Raw genomic sequence first — 14,237 nt, 5'->3', positions numbered from 1 at the left:
AGAGTCGGTGGGGCTCAGGCCAGCGGGAGCGGGGCGGCGCCGCGCTGGAGAGCCGGTGGGGCTCAGGCCAGTGGGAGCGGGGCGGCGCCGAGGTTGTGCACCGAGGACTTCAAGGGCTTCGCGCTCATCAGATAGCAGGTGAAAGCCTGGTCGCTGCCCAGCCACTCGTTCGCCGTCTTCGGCCCGACGGAGCCCGCGGTCAGGTCCGCCCGGCCGCCGTCGGCGGGGAGGCCGAGATAGCTCAGGCCCACCGAGGTGCAGCCCTTCGCCGTGGCGGACTGGACGGCGGCCTCGTCGAACGGGGCCTCGGGCGGGGTGATGGTGTAGACGCCCGAGTACTCGCCGTCGTGGGGGTCGGAGCACTGGACGTACCGGAGCTGATTGATGCAGGCGATGGCCAGGGGCGAATCCTGCGCCAGCGCGCCCTTGAGCGTGCCGGAGCGCGACACGAACTGGTCCCCGGCGGGGCCGGTCGCCTCGGCCAGGCCGCACCCGAAGAATCCGTCGGTCGCGGGCTTGATCCATGCGGCCACGATCTGCAGGCGGGCCTCGTGCCAGCCGCCGCCGAGGAAGATCGGGCCCGCCACGAGACAGGCGCGACGAGCCTGGGCGTACAGCAGGGCCTGGGTCACCTTGACGTCGTCACCCTTGGCGTCGTCGAGCCGGTGCAGCAGGTCCTTGCCGACCTGGCCCACGTGGAAGAGCTCGACGGTGTGCGGGCCCGCGCAGTCGACGGGGTCGCCGGCCCAGGGCAGCGCCGCCTTGGCCCCGCCGGCGTCGACCTTGTAGCAGGTCCCGGCCTTGGGCGCGCCGGCCGGCGGGGTGCCGGGGATGTCGCGACCCTGCCCTCGCTCGTACATCCAGTAGAGCCCGCCACCGATGAGCGCCACGACCACGGCGATGAGGGCGACCCGCTTCATGAGGAAGCAGTCTGCGTTACCGGCCGGTAACTGTCCACCCCGCCGATACATGCTGATATTTCGGATAAGTCCGGATGCGGAGCGTTCGGAGGCGCACGCATCCGACGAGCGCGAGCGACCCATGCGCGGTAGCCAAACCGCAGGACCCGGCCCCGGCACCGCAAGGACAGAGCGGCGGACAACCAGGCGACACCGCCGCAAGCAAAAACGCCCCGGGCCGCGGCAAGCAGAGCGGCCCGGGGCGTCAAGCAACAGCCGGCGTCAGATCGCCCCGCTGCCGATGCCCTTGATGGACTTCGTGACGGTCTTCTTGTCGAAGAGCATCGCGTAGCAGCGAGCCGACCGGTTGCCCCGGTTCCAGTTCTCCTCGTCGACCATCCAGAAGCCGATGCCCACCTGCTGGTGGTTGGTCAGCTGCGACGCCGTCATCCCGAGGTATTTGGCGCCCAGCGCCTCGCACCCGGGCCGCATCGCCGTCTTGCGCTCGTCCGAGTTCGACGGGAACGGGCGGTCCGTCGACGTGTAGGTGCCGACGTATTCCATGTTGTGCGTCGCCGTGCAGCTCGTCGGCGTGTAGTCCAGCCACGTCTTGCCGTCGGTGTCGTACACCTCCATGGCGCACCCGAGCGCGAGCGGCTTGTCCCCGGTCAGCGCGCCCTTGAGGCTGCCCGAGCGGCTGACCGGCTTGTCGCCGTCGCTGACCACCTCGGCGAGGTCGCAGCGCAGGTAGCGCGCGCCCGCGGCCCACTGGGTCGAGGAGGGGACGAGCACGAGCAGCTCGAGGCGGCCGTCGTAGTAGCTGCCGCCGAGGAACTTCTCGGCCTCGGTGTTGCACTTGGTCCAGCCGTCCTTGAGCGCCTCGCCCTTCGGCGGGGTCGTGCCGTTGGCGGCCGCGCCGGTGAGGTCGCCGACGTAGAAGGTCTCGCTCGCGTGGGACGACGAGCACGAGTCCACCGCTTTGAAGGAGAACTGCGTGGTCGTCGCGGTGGCGAAGTAGTCGACGGACGTCGAGTAGCACGCCCCGACCGGCGGCGGCGGGATCTTGGGCGTGGCGAGCATCGCCCAGTCGTCGGTCAGATCCTTGTCGGTGCCGGCCGGTGTGCCGCAGCCAGCCAGCACGGCCAGGGCCATCACCGGCACCAGCGCCGCGATCAGCTTGCGCGCCATCCTCGTCTGTCCCTCCCCCGGGCCTCGGCACATGCCATGGCCGTCCGCCTCACCTTAGACGGGCCAGGCAACGGGCCGATAAAGGCCGCTAAGAGCGGACGAGGTCGCCCCGGACGGGAGAACCGGCCATTCCGGGCACGGCGTCGGCGGGGTCGGAGCCGAGCTCGATCACGCGGTTGTCGGCGTCGACGTGGACGATCCGCGGCTGGTAGGTGCGGGCCTCGGCGTCGGCGAGCTGGGCGTAGGCGATCAGGATGACCAGATCGCCCGGGTGCACCAGGTGCGCCGCGGCGCCGTTGATGCCGATCACGCCCGAGCCGCGCGGTCCGGCGATGACGTACGTCTCCAGCCGAGCCCCGTTCGTGACGTCCACGATCGCGACCTGCTCGCCGGCGAGCAGGTCCGCTGCGTCCATCAGATCCTCGTCAACTGTCACGGATCCGACATAGTGCAGGTCGGCCTGCGTGACCGTGGCGCGGTGGATCTTGGACTTGAGCATCGTACGGATCACAGCTCGGCTCCCAGGTTGTCGATCAGTCGGGTGCCGCCGACCCAGGCGGCGGTCAGGGCGCGGGCGGGACCGTGCGCGGGCGCGGGCCCGAGCATCGGGTCGGTGAGCACCAGGTAGTCGGGCTTGACCTCGGGCACCGCGGCGAACTCGGCCAGCCCGGCCTCCACCGAGCCCGCGGCCACCGTCGCCTGCAGCGCCCGGTGCAGGACCAGCGCGGCCTCCCGCTCGGCCGGGGCGAGGTACCGGTTCCGGCTGGACAGCGCCAGCCCGTCGGCCTCGCGCACGGTCGGCACCCCGCGGACCTCGATCGGCAGGTCGAAGTCGCGGACCATCGCGCGGATGAGCGTGAGCTGCTGGTAGTCCTTCTCGCCGAAGTACGCCCGGTCGGGCCGCGTGAGCTGGAACAGCTTGTTGACCACGGTGAGCACCCCGTGGAAGAAGCCCGGACGGCTCGCGCCCTCCAGCACCTCGCCGAGCGGGCCGGGATCGACCCGGACCTCGGGCTCGCCCAGCGGGTACAACTCCTCCCGCGTCGGGGCGAAGACCAGGTCGACACCCTCGGCGCGGGCCACCTCGAGGTCGGCCTCCATGGTCCGCGGGTAGCGGTCGAAGTCCTCGTTGGGGCCGAACTGCAGCGGGTTCACGAAGATCGTGAGCAGCACCGACTTCGCCTCGGCGCGGGCCTGCCGGATGAGGGTCGCGTGCCCCTCGTGCAGCGCGCCCATGGTCATCACGACGGCGACGTCGCCCGGGAGGGCGCCGGCACGCAGCGAGGCGCGATCGGAAACGACCTTCATACGATGCGCTCTTTCTGTGCGGTGGCCAGAACGTCGAGCAGGGGCGAGGCGTCCTGCGGGCGCAGGCGACCCGCGGCGATGACACGATCGGCGGTCCGTCGGGCCAGCGCGAGATATGGCGGTACCGAACCCGGATCCACGGCATCGAGAGCCCGCAGGTGCTTGCGCACGGTCCCGGCGTCCCCGCGCGAGACCGGCCCGGTGATCGCGGCGTCGCCGAGCCGGAGCGTGTTGTCCAGGGCGGCGCCCAGCAGCGGGGCCAGCACCCGCTCCGGCTGGTGCACGCCCGCGTCGCGCAGCCGGTCCATCGCCTCGGCGACGAGTGTGGCGAGGTGGTTGGCGCCGTGGGCGAGCGCGGCGTGGTACAGCGGCCGCCGCTCCTCGTCGATCCACTCGACGATGCCGTGCAGGTCGCGGACGAGACCCTCGGCGAACGCGCGCAGCTCGTCCGGGGCGGTCACGCCGAAGGAGATGCCGGCCGCCAGGCGCTCGAGGTCGGCCGCGGTGCCGGTGAAGGTCATGGCCGGGTGCAGCGCGAGCGGGAACGCGCCGGCCGCCGCGACCGGGGCGAGCACGGCCAGCCCGTGAGCGCCGGAGGTGTGGGCGACGATCTGGCCCGGGCGCAGCGCGCCGGTCTCGGCGAGGCCGGCGACCAGGGCGGCGAGCGCGTCGTCGGGGACCGCCAGGATGACGAGATCCGCGGCGGCGGTCACCTCGTCGGCGGGCAGCAGGCGCGCGGAGGGCAGCAGTGCCGCGGCGCGGGCCTTGGAGGCGGCCGAGACGGCCACGGCGGCGACGACGGTGTGGCCGGCTCTTTCCAGGAGCGCGCCGAGCACCGCACCGACCCGTCCGGCGCCGATGATGCCGATGTTCCTGCTGGTAGCAGCGTTGTGCATGCGATCGATCCAGTCCTCGAAGTGGGGTACCGGTCGATCAGAAGTATGCGTCGCAGCGGGCAAAGCGGACAGTTGTTGTGGGATTCTCAACAGCCCGCCTCGCCCGCCGTGATGCACTAGAGCCGGTGGTGCAGGTACTCCTTGATCAACGCCTTCGCCTCGCCCAGCACGACGGGGTCGCCGTCAGTGGACTTGCGGAAGGCGAGCTTGATCAGCGCGTCCGCGGCCTCGACCGCGATCGCCAGCACGAACTGCAGCCGCTGCCGGTCGAGGATGCCGAAGCGCTCGACGAGCAGGCCGGACAGCTGCGAGACGATCACGTCGTTGTTGTCCCGCTCGTCGTCGAGCAGGTGGATGTCCACGACGTCGCCGAAGTGCAGCGTCCGGAAGCCCGGCACGGTGCGGTGCATGTCGATGTACTCGTCGATGGCCGCGTCCACCGCGTCCCACCAGTGCGCGATGCTCTCGTCGTCGGACAGCCGGGCGCCGAGGCGCTCCAGGTAGCCCTCGAGGCTGCGCAGCGTCAGCGCCTGCACGATGGCGCGCTTGTCCGGGAAGAACTGGTAGACCGAGCCGATCGCCACCCCCGCCCGCTCCGCCAGCAGCGTCGTGGTGAGGCCGTCATAGCCCACCTCGTCGACGAGCTCGGCGCAGGCGTCGAGCATCCGCCCGACCCGCGCCACGCTGCGCCCCTGCACCGGCACTCGGCGCAGCGGCTTCGTCCCGGCGCCGGCCGATGAACCCTTTTCAACCTGACCTCGGGCCGGATCGGTCCGGTCCGCCAGTCGCTGCCGGGTGGTCTGGCCCTCGCCACGTTGAAAAGGGTTCACTGTCTGCGTCGCCACCCGGTCTTCCCCCTCTACCTCGTCGGGCCTGGCCGATAGCCCAGATGCCCGCCTTTGAAACCTACTCACGTCAACGACCGGGCACGATCGACGGATAGGGCATTTCACCCTTGTGATTGACGGGGGGCATACATGAAGGGTACTCAGGTTTCGTGACTTCTCCGTGGTCCAACTGGGCCGGCAACCAGACCGCGACCCCCGCCCGGGTCGCCCACCCCGGCAGCGCCTCTGAGCTGGGAGAACTCCTCCGCGCGGCGGCCGCCGAGGGGCTGAGGGTGAAGGCCGTCGGCAGCGGCCACAGCTTCACCCCGACGGCCGTGACGGACGGGGTCCGGGTGGAGCTGGACCGGATGGCGTCCCTCGTCCGGGTGGACGAAAACCTGGTCACGGTCCAGGCGGGCATGAAGCTTTCCGCGCTGAACGCCACGCTGGCCGCCAACGGGCTGGCGATGCCCAACCTCGGCGACATCGACGCGCAGACCATCTCCGGCGCGCTGTCGACGGGCACGCACGGCACCGGGGCCGCGTACGGCTGCCTGTCCACGTTCATCGAGGCGCTGACGCTGGTCGCCGCGGACGGCACGGAGCTGTCCTGCTCGGCGACGCAGAACCCGGACCTCTTCGCCGCGGCGCGGGTCAACATCGGCGCGCTCGGCGTGCTCACCTCGGTGACCCTGCGCTGCGTGCCGACGTTCACGCTGCGGGCCGACGAGCGCCCGGCGAGCCTCGACGACGTCTGGTCGGGCCTGGACGAGCACATCGGGGGCAACGACCACTTCGAGTTCTACTGGTTCCCCTACACCGACCGCGTGCAGATGAAGCGCAACAACATCGTGCCGGTCGCGGACACCCCGCTGCCGGGCTGGCGCCGGTGGCTGGACGACGACTTCCTGTCCAACACGGTGTTCGGGGCCGCGTGCCGCCTCGGTCGTGCCGTTCCTTCCACGGTACCGACGGTCAGCCGCATCTCCGCCCGGGCGCTCTCCGCACGCACGTACACCGCGACGTCGCACGAGGTCTTCTGCACCCCGCGCCGGGTCCGGTTCGTGGAGATGGAGTACGGGCTGCCCCGCGAGGCGCTGCGGGAGGCCTTCGACGGGCTCCGGAGGATCGTGGACCGGCTGCCGTACAAGATCCAGTTCCCGGTCGAGGTGCGCTTCACGGCGGCCGACGACATCTGGCTGTCGCACGGCTACGGGCGCGACAACGCGTACATCGCCATCCACCAGTACGCCGGGGCGCCCTACGAGGAGTACTTCCGCCGGTTCGAGGAGGTCACGACGCCGCTGGGCGGCCGCCCGCACTGGGGCAAGATGAACTTCCGCACGGCCGAGTCGCTGGCCCAGGCGTACCCGCGCTTCGCCGACTTCACCGCGATGCGCGACAAGCTGGACCCGAACCGCGTGTTCGCGAACGTCTACACGGAACGGGTCCTCGGCGCCTAGCTAGTCCTCTGCCTTCTTGCGCGACGAGGTGGCCTTCTTCGGGGCCGCCTTCTTCGCGGGCGTCGCCTTCTTCGCGGCGGTCGTGGTCTTCTTCGCGGCGGTCGTGGTCTTCTTGGCGGCCGCGGCCTTGGTCGCCTTCTTCTCCGGAGCCGCCTTCTTCGCCGCCGCGCGGGCCTTCTTCGGCGCCGGGCCCTTCGCGCGCTTCTCGGCCAGCATCTCGCTCGCCTCGTCCAGGGTGAGCGTGTCGACCGCCTGGCCGCGGCGCAGGGAGGCGTTGAACTCGCCGTCGGTGACGTACGGGCCGAACCGCCCGTCCTTGATGACCAGCGGCTTCTCGGTCGCCGGGTCCGCGCCCATCTCGCGCAGGGGCGGCTTGGCGGCGGCGCGCCCGCGGGTCTTCGGCGCGGCCAGCAGCTCCAGCGCCTCCTCGACCGTCAGGGTGAACAGCTGCGCCTCGTCGGCCAGCGAGCGGGTGTCGGTGCCGCGCTTGATGTACGGCCCGTAGCGCCCCGGCGACGCGATGATCTCGTTGCCCTCGGCGTCCTTGCCGACCACCCGCGGCAGCGTGAGCAGCTGCAACGCCTGCTCGAGGGTCAGCTCCTCCGGGCTCTGGCTGCCCAGCAGCGAGGAGGTCTTCTCGCCGCTGGCCACGTAGGGCCCGTAGCGGCCGGCCTTGACGACGATCAGCTCGCCGGTCTCCGGGTGCTCGCCCAGCTTGCGCTCGCCGCCCTGGCCGCCGACGAAGAGCTCGGCGACCTTCTCGGGGGTGAGCTCGTCCGGCGCGATGCCGTCGGGCACCGGCGCGCGGTCGCCCTCCTCGCCCTCGGGCGGGTTGGGGAGCGTGCGCTGCAGGTAGGGGCCGTAGCGGCCGACCCGGACCACGACGTCGCGCCCGGCCTCGTCCCGGAACAGCGGGATGGAGTTGATGCCGCGCGCGTCGATCTCGCCGAGGCGCTCGGTGACCATCCGCTGCAGGCCGCCCTGGCGGGGCACGGAGCCCTCGTCTCCGGTGTCGCCGCCGAAGTAGAACGGGTGCAGGAAGTTCACCGCGCTCTCGTCGCCGTTGGCGATCTCGTCGAGCACGTTCTCCATCGACGCGGTGAAGTCGTAGTCGACCAGCCGCGGGAAGTGCTGCTCGAGCAGGCCGATCACGGCGAAGGCGAGGAACGACGGGATGAGCGCCTGGCCGCGCTTGAAGACGTAGCCGCGGTTGTTGATCGTCTCCATGATCGACGCGTAGGTCGACGGGCGCCCGATGCCGAGCTCCTCCATCGCCTTGACCAGCGAGGCCTCGGTGTAGCGGGGCGGCGGCTGGGTGGTGTGGCCGGTCGGGGTGAGCCCCTTCTCGGTCAGCGGCTGACCCTTGACCAGCACCGGCAGCCGGCGCTCGGCGTCGTCGGCCTCGGCGGTCTCGTCGTCGGAGGACTCGACGTAGGCCCGCAGGAAGCCGGGGTCGGTGATGGTCTTGCCGGTGGCGCCGAAGTCGACGGACTCCTGGGCCGGCGTGACCGCGTTGATCCGCACCGAGGTCGAGTTCCCGACCGCGTCGTTCATCTGCGAGGCGATCGTGCGCTGCCAGATGAGCTCGTAGAGCTTCAGCTCGTCGGCGCTGAGCTCCTTGGCCACGTCGCCGGGCGTGCGGAAGCTGTCGCCCGCGGGCCGGATGGCCTCGTGCGCCTCCTGGGCGTTCTTGACCTTGCCCGTGTACCGCCGGGGCTGCGACGGCACCGCGGCCGCCCCGTAGAGGTCGTGGATCTGCTGGCGCGCGGCCGCGATCGCCGCCTCGGACAGGTTCACCGAGTCGGTACGCATGTAGGTGATGTAGCCGTTCTCATACAGCCGCTGCGCGATGCGCATGGTCTGCGCGGAGGAGATCCGCAGCTTGCGGGCCGACTCCTGCTGCAGCGTGGAGGTGATGAACGGCGGGTACGGCTTGCGGCGGTAGGGCTTCTCCTCCACCCGGGTGACCGTGAACCGCTGGCCCTCCAGCCGGGCGGCCAGGCCGCGGGCGCCGGTCTCGTCGAGGTGGATGACCCCGGCGTTCGGCCGGACCTTGCCGGTCTCCGGGTCGAAGTCGCGCCCGGTCGCCACGCGGTCGCCGTCGATCGCGATCAGCGTCGCGTTGAACGTGCGCGTGTCGTTCTCGGGGAGCAGGCGGGCGATGATGTCCCAGTAGTCGGCCGAGCGGAACTTCATCCGCTGCCGCTCCCGCTCGACCACGATCCGGGTCGCCACCGACTGCACCCGGCCGGCGGACAGGCCCCGCTGGACCTTCTTCCACAGCACGGTGGACACGTCGTAGCCGTAGAGGCGGTCCAGGATGCGCCGCGCCTCCTGGGCGTCGACCAGCGAGCGGTTGATCTCGCGCGGGTTGGCGACGGCGGCCTGGATGGCGGGGCGCGTGATCTCGTGGAAGACCATCCGCTTGACCGGCACCTTGGGCTTGAGCGTCTCCAGCAGGTGCCAGGCGATGGCCTCGCCCTCGCGGTCCTCATCTGTGGCGAGGTAGACCTCGCTCGCCTGCTTCAGCAGGTCCTTCAGCCGCGAAATCTGCTTCCGGCGGTCGGCCGAGATGATATAGACCGGGGTGAAATCGTTGTCGATGTCGACGCCGAGGTACGCCCAGGGCTTGCTCTTGAGCGCGTCGGGCATGTCCTTCTTGCCCACCGGCAGGTCACGGACATGGCCAAAACTCGCCTCGACGAGGTAATTCGGGCCGAGATAACCCGAAATCGTCTTGGCCTTCGCCGGCGACTCCACGATCACCAGCCGCTTTGTGTTGGCGGAGTTCGGCACAGTTCTCCCCGGTGCGGACGGACAGACGTCAAACGTAACGCTCGCTTTGGCGCCGAGTTGCGCAATGGGCGTCCCGGCGCTCGGCTTACGACACGCCGATCGGCGCCACGGTACACCCATGCACAACCGCGACCTGCCGGATCTTGTCAACGTGTCGCGCCACGTGCCTGGTTTATGCCGTTTTGTCGGGCCCATCCGCGGGAAATCACATATACGGAGCGGCTCGATCATCCTACGGGGTGTGAGCTGCGGCTAGGCCGGCCAGACACCGGCGGGCGCCCCGGCCGGAACCTCGCCCACCAGCTCGGCGAGGCGGCTGATGCGCCTGGGTCCCACGATGCGGTACGCCGGGTCGCCGGAGTCGGCCCCGACGAGCACCGCGGGCAGCCCGACGGCCACGAGCGCGTCGCCGACGGCGATCCAGTTGTCGGCCACCTGCCGGTCAATGACCGTGGGCTCGGGCTCGACGGCCGGCGTGATCGGGTCCAGCTCGACCGCGGGCAGGTCGTCGACCCACTCGCCGGCGTCGAAGACCTCCTCGGCATCGGCGAACTCGTCCGGCCCGGGATCGAAGGATGTGATTTTGCTCTCGCTCTTGCGCTTGCGGACGTTCGGAGCCTCGCTTTTCGGCCGCGGGGCCGCCGGCGGGAGTGGTTCATCCAGCTCAAGCGGCTCGAAGACGATCTCGTCGATCTCGAGGACCTCCGGCGGCGTCACCGGGCGCGGGGCGAGGCGCAGCAGATAGGAGCGCGGCCCGTCGTAGGTGCCCGCGGCCGCCACCCACAGCCGCAGCCGGCGCCCGTCCAGCGCCAGGGTGGGCGGGGACACCTTCGCCCCACTGTCGTCCAGCCAGGCGGCGGCGAGGGGGGCGAGCAGCGCGGAGTACGACGTCCGCACTTGCCATCGATCCTCCTCGCCGGTCGGCTCGCAGGTCACGGTCAGCCCGCGCAGCTCCAGCTCGGCCCGCAACACCGCGCCGCGCCAGGCGTCGTCGACCACGATCGAGACCCGCCCGGTGCCGCCCATCCGGCCCACCTGCCCGGCCCCGGCCAGCAGCCCCTCGAGGTCGAGCGGCGCCGGCGGGCGCGCCTCGACCCCGAACAGCGACAGCTGCCGGGCGCGGGTGGGGGTCATCGGCACTCGGGCACCTCGTCGAACGCCTTCTGCAGGTCGGACGGGCCGACGTGCGCCGGGTCGATGGCGCTGCGCTCGTATTCGTCCTTGAGCGTCGTGAACGCCTTGCCCACCTCGCCGTAGAAGGTCTTGGCGTTGTCGGTGGGGATGCCGGACACGGTCCGCTTGGCGTTGCCGTAGGCGTCGCGGGCCTTGGCCAGCGACGCGGTGAACCGCTCGGCCACCTGCTGACCGTCCTCGACGCGGGGCACCCCGGCGCCGTCGACCCCGGCCCGGGCCCTCTCGCTGGACGCCTCGGCCCCCGAGAGCAGGTCGACGATGTTCGTCTTGGTCTGGGCCGGCGTCCTGGCCGCCTGGAGCTGCTGCTGGGCCTTGCTGGTCAGGTCGGCGATCTCGGCCCGCCACGGGGTCAGCGCGACGCACACCTGCTTCGCCCACTGCTTCGGCTCCACGCCGTCCTGGCCGCACCCGGCCAGACACAGGGTCAGGGCGGCGACTAGGACCCGGACGGCTCGCATAGATGCAGCGTAGATCCGATCGTCTGTTCGAGAAAACACAACGCCCCGGCCGAGTGTCGGCCGGGGCGCTGTCGTGCGGGTGCTTCGTTACGCCGTGACCTTCTCCGACGTGCTCTCCGTGGAGGCGGTGCCGTTGCCGTCGCCGGCGTCGACCGCCACCGACTTGCGCTTGCTGACCAGCACCGCGGCGGCGATGATCAGCACCGCGACGATCGCGATGGCGTAGCGGGCGAACTGGTTGCCGTTGCCGACGGTCATGGTGACCACGGCGGGGGCGATCAGCAGCGCGACCAGGTTCATGACCTTGATCAGCGGGTTGATGGCCGGACCGGCGGTGTCCTTGAACGGGTCGCCGACGGTGTCGCCGATGACCGTGGCGGCGTGGGCCGGCGAGCCCTTGCCGCCGTGGACCCCGTCCTCGACCAGCTTCTTCGCGTTGTCCCACGCGCCGCCGGAGTTGGACAGGAAGACCGCCATGAGCGTGCCCGTGCCGATCGCGCCGGCCAGGTAGGCCGCCAGCGGGCCGACGCCGAGGCCGAAGCCGACGGCGATGGGCGCCATGACCGCGAGCAGACCCGGCGTGATCAGCTCACGCTGGGCGTCGCGGGTGCAGATGTCGACGACCTTGCCGTACTCCGGCCGCTGCGAGCCGTCCATGATGCCCGGGAACTCGCGGAACTGCCGCCGGACCTCGAACACGACCGAACCCGCGGAGCGGGCCACGGCGTTGATGGCGAGGCCGGAGAACAGGAACACGACCGCGGCGCCCACGAGCAGGCCGACCAGGTTGCCCGGGTTGGCCACGTTGAGCAGGATCGCGGTGGCCGCGTCGTCGGCCTTCTCCCCGGCGGTGAGCAGCGCGTTCTTCATCGTGTCGGTGTACGAGCCGAAGAGGGCGGTCGCGGCCAGCACGGCGGTGGCGATCGCGATGCCCTTGGTGATCGCCTTGGTGGTGTTGCCCACCGCGTCGAGCTCGGTCAGGGTGCGGGCCCCGGTCTCGTCGATGTCGCCGGACATCTCGGCGATGCCCTGCGCGTTGTCGCTGATCGGGCCGAAGGTGTCCATGGCGACGATGACACCGACGGTGGTGAGCAGGCCGGTGCCGGCCATGGCGACGGCGAACAGCGAGAGCGTGATCGAGCCGCCACCGAGCAGGAAGGCGCCGAAGACGCCCGCGCCGATGACGATGGCCGAGTAGACGGCCGACTCGAAGCCGACGCTCACGCCGGCGAGCACGACCGTGGCGGGGCCGGTCAGCGCGCTCTTGCCGATGTCCTTGACCGGGCGGCGCTCGGTCTCGGTGAAGTACCCGGTCAGGGCCTGGATGATCGCGGCCAGCGCGATGCCGATGACGACGGCGATGATGGCCGTGACGTGCGGGCCGAACGGCGGCGCGTCGTCACCCGAGGCGTTCTTGAGGGCGTCGAGCGCGCTGGTGCTGCCGGTCAGGCCGCTCCACTTGGCGGGCAGGTAGAACAGCGCGGCCGCGCTGACCAGGATCGCCGAGACGACGGCGGAGATGTAGAACGCCCGGTTGATCGCGACGAGCCCGTTGCGGTCGGACTTGCGCAGGCGGGTGAGCGCAACACCGAGGATCGCGATGATCACGCCGACGGTCGAGACGATCAGCGGGAACACCAGGCCCTGCTCGCCGTAGGCGGCCCGGCCCAGAATCAGCGCCGCGACCAGCGTGACGGCGTAGGACTCGAACAGGTCCGCCGCCATACCGGCGCAGTCACCCACGTTGTCACCCACGTTGTCGGCGATGGTCGCCGCGTTGCGCGGGTCGTCCTCGGGGATGCCCTGCTCGACCTTGCCGACCAGGTCGGCGCCGACGTCCGCGGCCTTGGTGAAGATGCCGCCGCCGACCCGCATGAACATCGCGAGCAGCGCCGCGCCGAAGCCGAAGCCCTCGAGCACGATCGGCGCGCGGTCCTTGAAGATCAGCACCACGAGCGCGGCGCCGAAGAGGCCCAGGCCCACGGTGAGGAAGCCGACCACACCACCGGTGCGGAACGCGATCTGCATCGCCTTCTCGCGGCCGCCGTCTTCCCGGGCCGCGGCCGCGACGCGCAGGTTGGCGCGCGTCGCCAGCGCCATGCCGGCGCCGCCGATGAAGGCCGAGAAGACCGCGCCGACGACGAAGAACGCCGACCGGCCGATCTTGATCATCGTCTCGTTGTCACCGGCATCGTTGACCGGGAGCAGGAACAGCAGCACCACCGCGATGACGACGAAGATGCCCAGGGTCCGGAACTGGCGCACGAGGTACGCGCTGGCGCCCTCCTGCACCGCCCCGGCGATCTCCTGCATCTTCGGGGTGCCTCGGCCTGTCGACAGGACCGCCTTGACCAGCGCGGCAGCGAAGCCGAGCGCCACGAGGGCGATGACCAGCGCGACGACGATGTAGGTCAGATTGCTCCCGGATAGGGAAATCTCGCCGGCTGCGACGAGTTGTACGGACATTCGTTGTCCTCCTGTACCGACACATGACAGCGCCGCGAGCGGTCAGGCCGGCGGCGATTCTCCCCGCGGGGGGAGCGTGCTGAGCGCCCGAGGTACCCAATGACCAGGGACGTCATACACGATCGCCGTACTCTAGCCGGATCACGTGTCAGTGGTCACACCGACTTGCGTGTTTACATAATCGCTCTTTGTCGATTTTCTCACGCTGACGCCCCCGCCGGGTCCGACGCCGGCGCGAATCACCCCGCGCCACCCGGCGAGCGGCTAGTCGCTGGACCGCTCCAGAGGCCAGGACATACGGACCTCGGTGCCGACACCTTCGGATAATTCGGACACGTTCAGGTCGTCCACGAGGCCGGCGAGCAGGGCCAGGCCCATCCGGGCCGCGACCGCCTCCTCCGCCAGCAGATCCGGCGGAGTGGTCAGCGGCAGGGCGGGATCGGACAGCAGCACGACGGCCTCGTCCTGCGGCGTGCGGTGCACCATCGCGCCGTTGGCCGCCCGGTCCACGACCCGCACGGTGAAGCGGTCGCCGTCGGCCATCGCCACGTCGACCAGGTCGTCGAGGCCGTGGGAGCGGTGCAGCGCGACGGCCCGGGAGCACGCCTCGCCGATCGCCAGGCGGACCTCTTCGAGCAGTTCCTCGGCCACGCCGGCACGGCGCGCGACGGCCACCCCGACGAGGCGGGCGGTCCGGACGTGCGCCGGCGCGGGAGAGAAGGAGAGTCGTACCGTCGGCATG

General features: G+C 70.9%; 12 protein-coding genes. 1 reads left to right on the top strand and 11 read right to left on the bottom strand.

What is annotated here, in order from left to right; genetic code table 11:
- Positions 1-62: 62 nt before the first annotated feature.
- The 6 genes from ACQP1P_RS01170 to ACQP1P_RS01145 form a co-directional block, all read right to left on the bottom strand.
- Positions 63-920, bottom strand: coding sequence for a septum formation family protein (locus tag ACQP1P_RS01170; RefSeq protein WP_433082243.1), 858 nt, complete (start codon positions 918-920; stop codon positions 63-65).
- A gap of 261 nt (positions 921-1,181) precedes the next feature.
- A complete protein-coding gene (locus ACQP1P_RS01165; RefSeq protein ID WP_433082241.1) occupies positions 1,182-2,087 on the bottom strand; it encodes a septum formation family protein in 906 nt (301 codons plus the stop codon).
- Positions 2,088-2,175: 88 nt separating this feature from the next.
- A complete protein-coding gene (panD, locus tag ACQP1P_RS01160) occupies positions 2,176-2,598 on the bottom strand; it encodes an aspartate 1-decarboxylase (RefSeq protein WP_433082240.1) in 423 nt (140 codons plus the stop codon).
- Entirely contained in the window at positions 2,595-3,395 is an 801-nt protein-coding gene (panC, locus tag ACQP1P_RS01155) for a pantoate--beta-alanine ligase (RefSeq protein ID WP_433082238.1), read from the bottom strand. The genes panD and panC overlap by 4 nt, the downstream gene beginning before the upstream one ends.
- Positions 3,392-4,291: a Rossmann-like and DUF2520 domain-containing protein gene (locus tag ACQP1P_RS01150; protein ID WP_433082236.1), complete on the bottom strand. Its 900-nt coding sequence runs from the start codon at positions 4,289-4,291 to the stop codon at positions 3,392-3,394. Before ACQP1P_RS01150 ends, panC begins: the two co-directional genes overlap by 4 nt.
- 116 nt (positions 4,292-4,407) lie before the next feature.
- A complete protein-coding gene (locus tag ACQP1P_RS01145; protein ID WP_433089769.1) occupies positions 4,408-4,956 on the bottom strand; it encodes a TetR/AcrR family transcriptional regulator in 549 nt (182 codons plus the stop codon).
- A 332-nt stretch (positions 4,957-5,288) separates the two neighbouring features.
- On the opposite strand from ACQP1P_RS01145, the gene ACQP1P_RS01140 reads away from it, so the two are divergent.
- The gene (locus tag ACQP1P_RS01140; RefSeq protein ID WP_433082234.1) at positions 5,289-6,581 is read left to right on the top strand and encodes a D-arabinono-1,4-lactone oxidase; all 1,293 of its coding nucleotides are present in this window, start codon (positions 5,289-5,291) and stop codon (positions 6,579-6,581) included.
- Here ACQP1P_RS01140 and topA read toward each other — a convergent pair whose 3' ends face one another.
- The 5 genes from topA to ACQP1P_RS01115 all read right to left on the bottom strand — a co-directional run bounded on the left by topA (position 6,582) and on the right by ACQP1P_RS01115 (position 14,236).
- Positions 6,582-9,377 carry a type I DNA topoisomerase gene (gene topA / locus ACQP1P_RS01135; protein WP_433082232.1) on the bottom strand — a complete coding sequence of 932 codons (2,796 nt, stop codon included), beginning with the start codon at positions 9,375-9,377 and terminating at the stop codon, positions 6,582-6,584.
- 252 nt (positions 9,378-9,629) lie between these two features.
- Positions 9,630-10,511: a hypothetical protein gene (locus tag ACQP1P_RS01130; protein WP_433082230.1), complete on the bottom strand. Its 882-nt coding sequence runs from the start codon at positions 10,509-10,511 to the stop codon at positions 9,630-9,632.
- Complete coding sequence (locus tag ACQP1P_RS01125; RefSeq protein ID WP_433082228.1) at positions 10,508-11,029, bottom strand: hypothetical protein; 522 nt, start codon at positions 11,027-11,029, stop codon at positions 10,508-10,510. Before ACQP1P_RS01125 ends, ACQP1P_RS01130 begins: the two co-directional genes overlap by 4 nt.
- An 87-nt stretch (positions 11,030-11,116) precedes the next feature.
- On the bottom strand, positions 11,117-13,495 hold the full coding sequence (locus ACQP1P_RS01120) for a sodium-translocating pyrophosphatase (RefSeq protein WP_433082226.1): 2,379 nt from the start codon (positions 13,493-13,495) through the stop codon (positions 11,117-11,119).
- Positions 13,496-13,759: 264 nt separating this feature from the next.
- Positions 13,760-14,236, bottom strand: coding sequence for an ATP-binding protein (locus ACQP1P_RS01115; protein WP_433082224.1), 477 nt, complete (start codon positions 14,234-14,236; stop codon positions 13,760-13,762).
- Between the last annotated feature and the right edge of the window lies 1 nt (position 14,237).

The organism is Dactylosporangium sp. CA-052675 (assembly GCF_050947935.1).
In the GTDB taxonomy this organism is placed as follows: domain Bacteria; phylum Actinomycetota; class Actinomycetes; order Mycobacteriales; family Micromonosporaceae; genus Dactylosporangium.
This window is presented reverse-complemented; position numbering and strand designations above follow the sequence as displayed.

Excerpts from the sequence above, each read along its gene's own strand:
- ACQP1P_RS01170 (WP_433082243.1), bottom strand. The coding sequence starts at position 920 with ATGAAGCGGGTCGCCCTCATCGCCGTGGTCGTGGCGCTCATCGGTGGC.
- ACQP1P_RS01165 (WP_433082241.1), bottom strand. The coding sequence starts at position 2,087 with ATGGCGCGCAAGCTGATCGCGGCGCTGGTGCCGGTGATGGCCCTGGCC.
- panC (WP_433082238.1), bottom strand. The coding sequence starts at position 3,395 with ATGAAGGTCGTTTCCGATCGCGCCTCGCTGCGTGCCGGCGCCCTCCCG.
- ACQP1P_RS01150 (WP_433082236.1), bottom strand. The coding sequence starts at position 4,291 with ATGCACAACGCTGCTACCAGCAGGAACATCGGCATCATCGGCGCCGGA.
- ACQP1P_RS01145 (WP_433089769.1), bottom strand. The coding sequence starts at position 4,956 with ATGCTCGACGCCTGCGCCGAGCTCGTCGACGAGGTGGGCTATGACGGC.
- ACQP1P_RS01130 (WP_433082230.1), bottom strand. The coding sequence starts at position 10,511 with ATGACCCCCACCCGCGCCCGGCAGCTGTCGCTGTTCGGGGTCGAGGCG.
- ACQP1P_RS01125 (WP_433082228.1), bottom strand. The coding sequence starts at position 11,029 with ATGCGAGCCGTCCGGGTCCTAGTCGCCGCCCTGACCCTGTGTCTGGCC.
- ACQP1P_RS01120 (WP_433082226.1), bottom strand. The coding sequence starts at position 13,495 with ATGTCCGTACAACTCGTCGCAGCCGGCGAGATTTCCCTATCCGGGAGC.
- ACQP1P_RS01115 (WP_433082224.1), bottom strand. The coding sequence starts at position 14,236 with ATGCCGACGGTACGACTCTCCTTCTCTCCCGCGCCGGCGCACGTCCGG.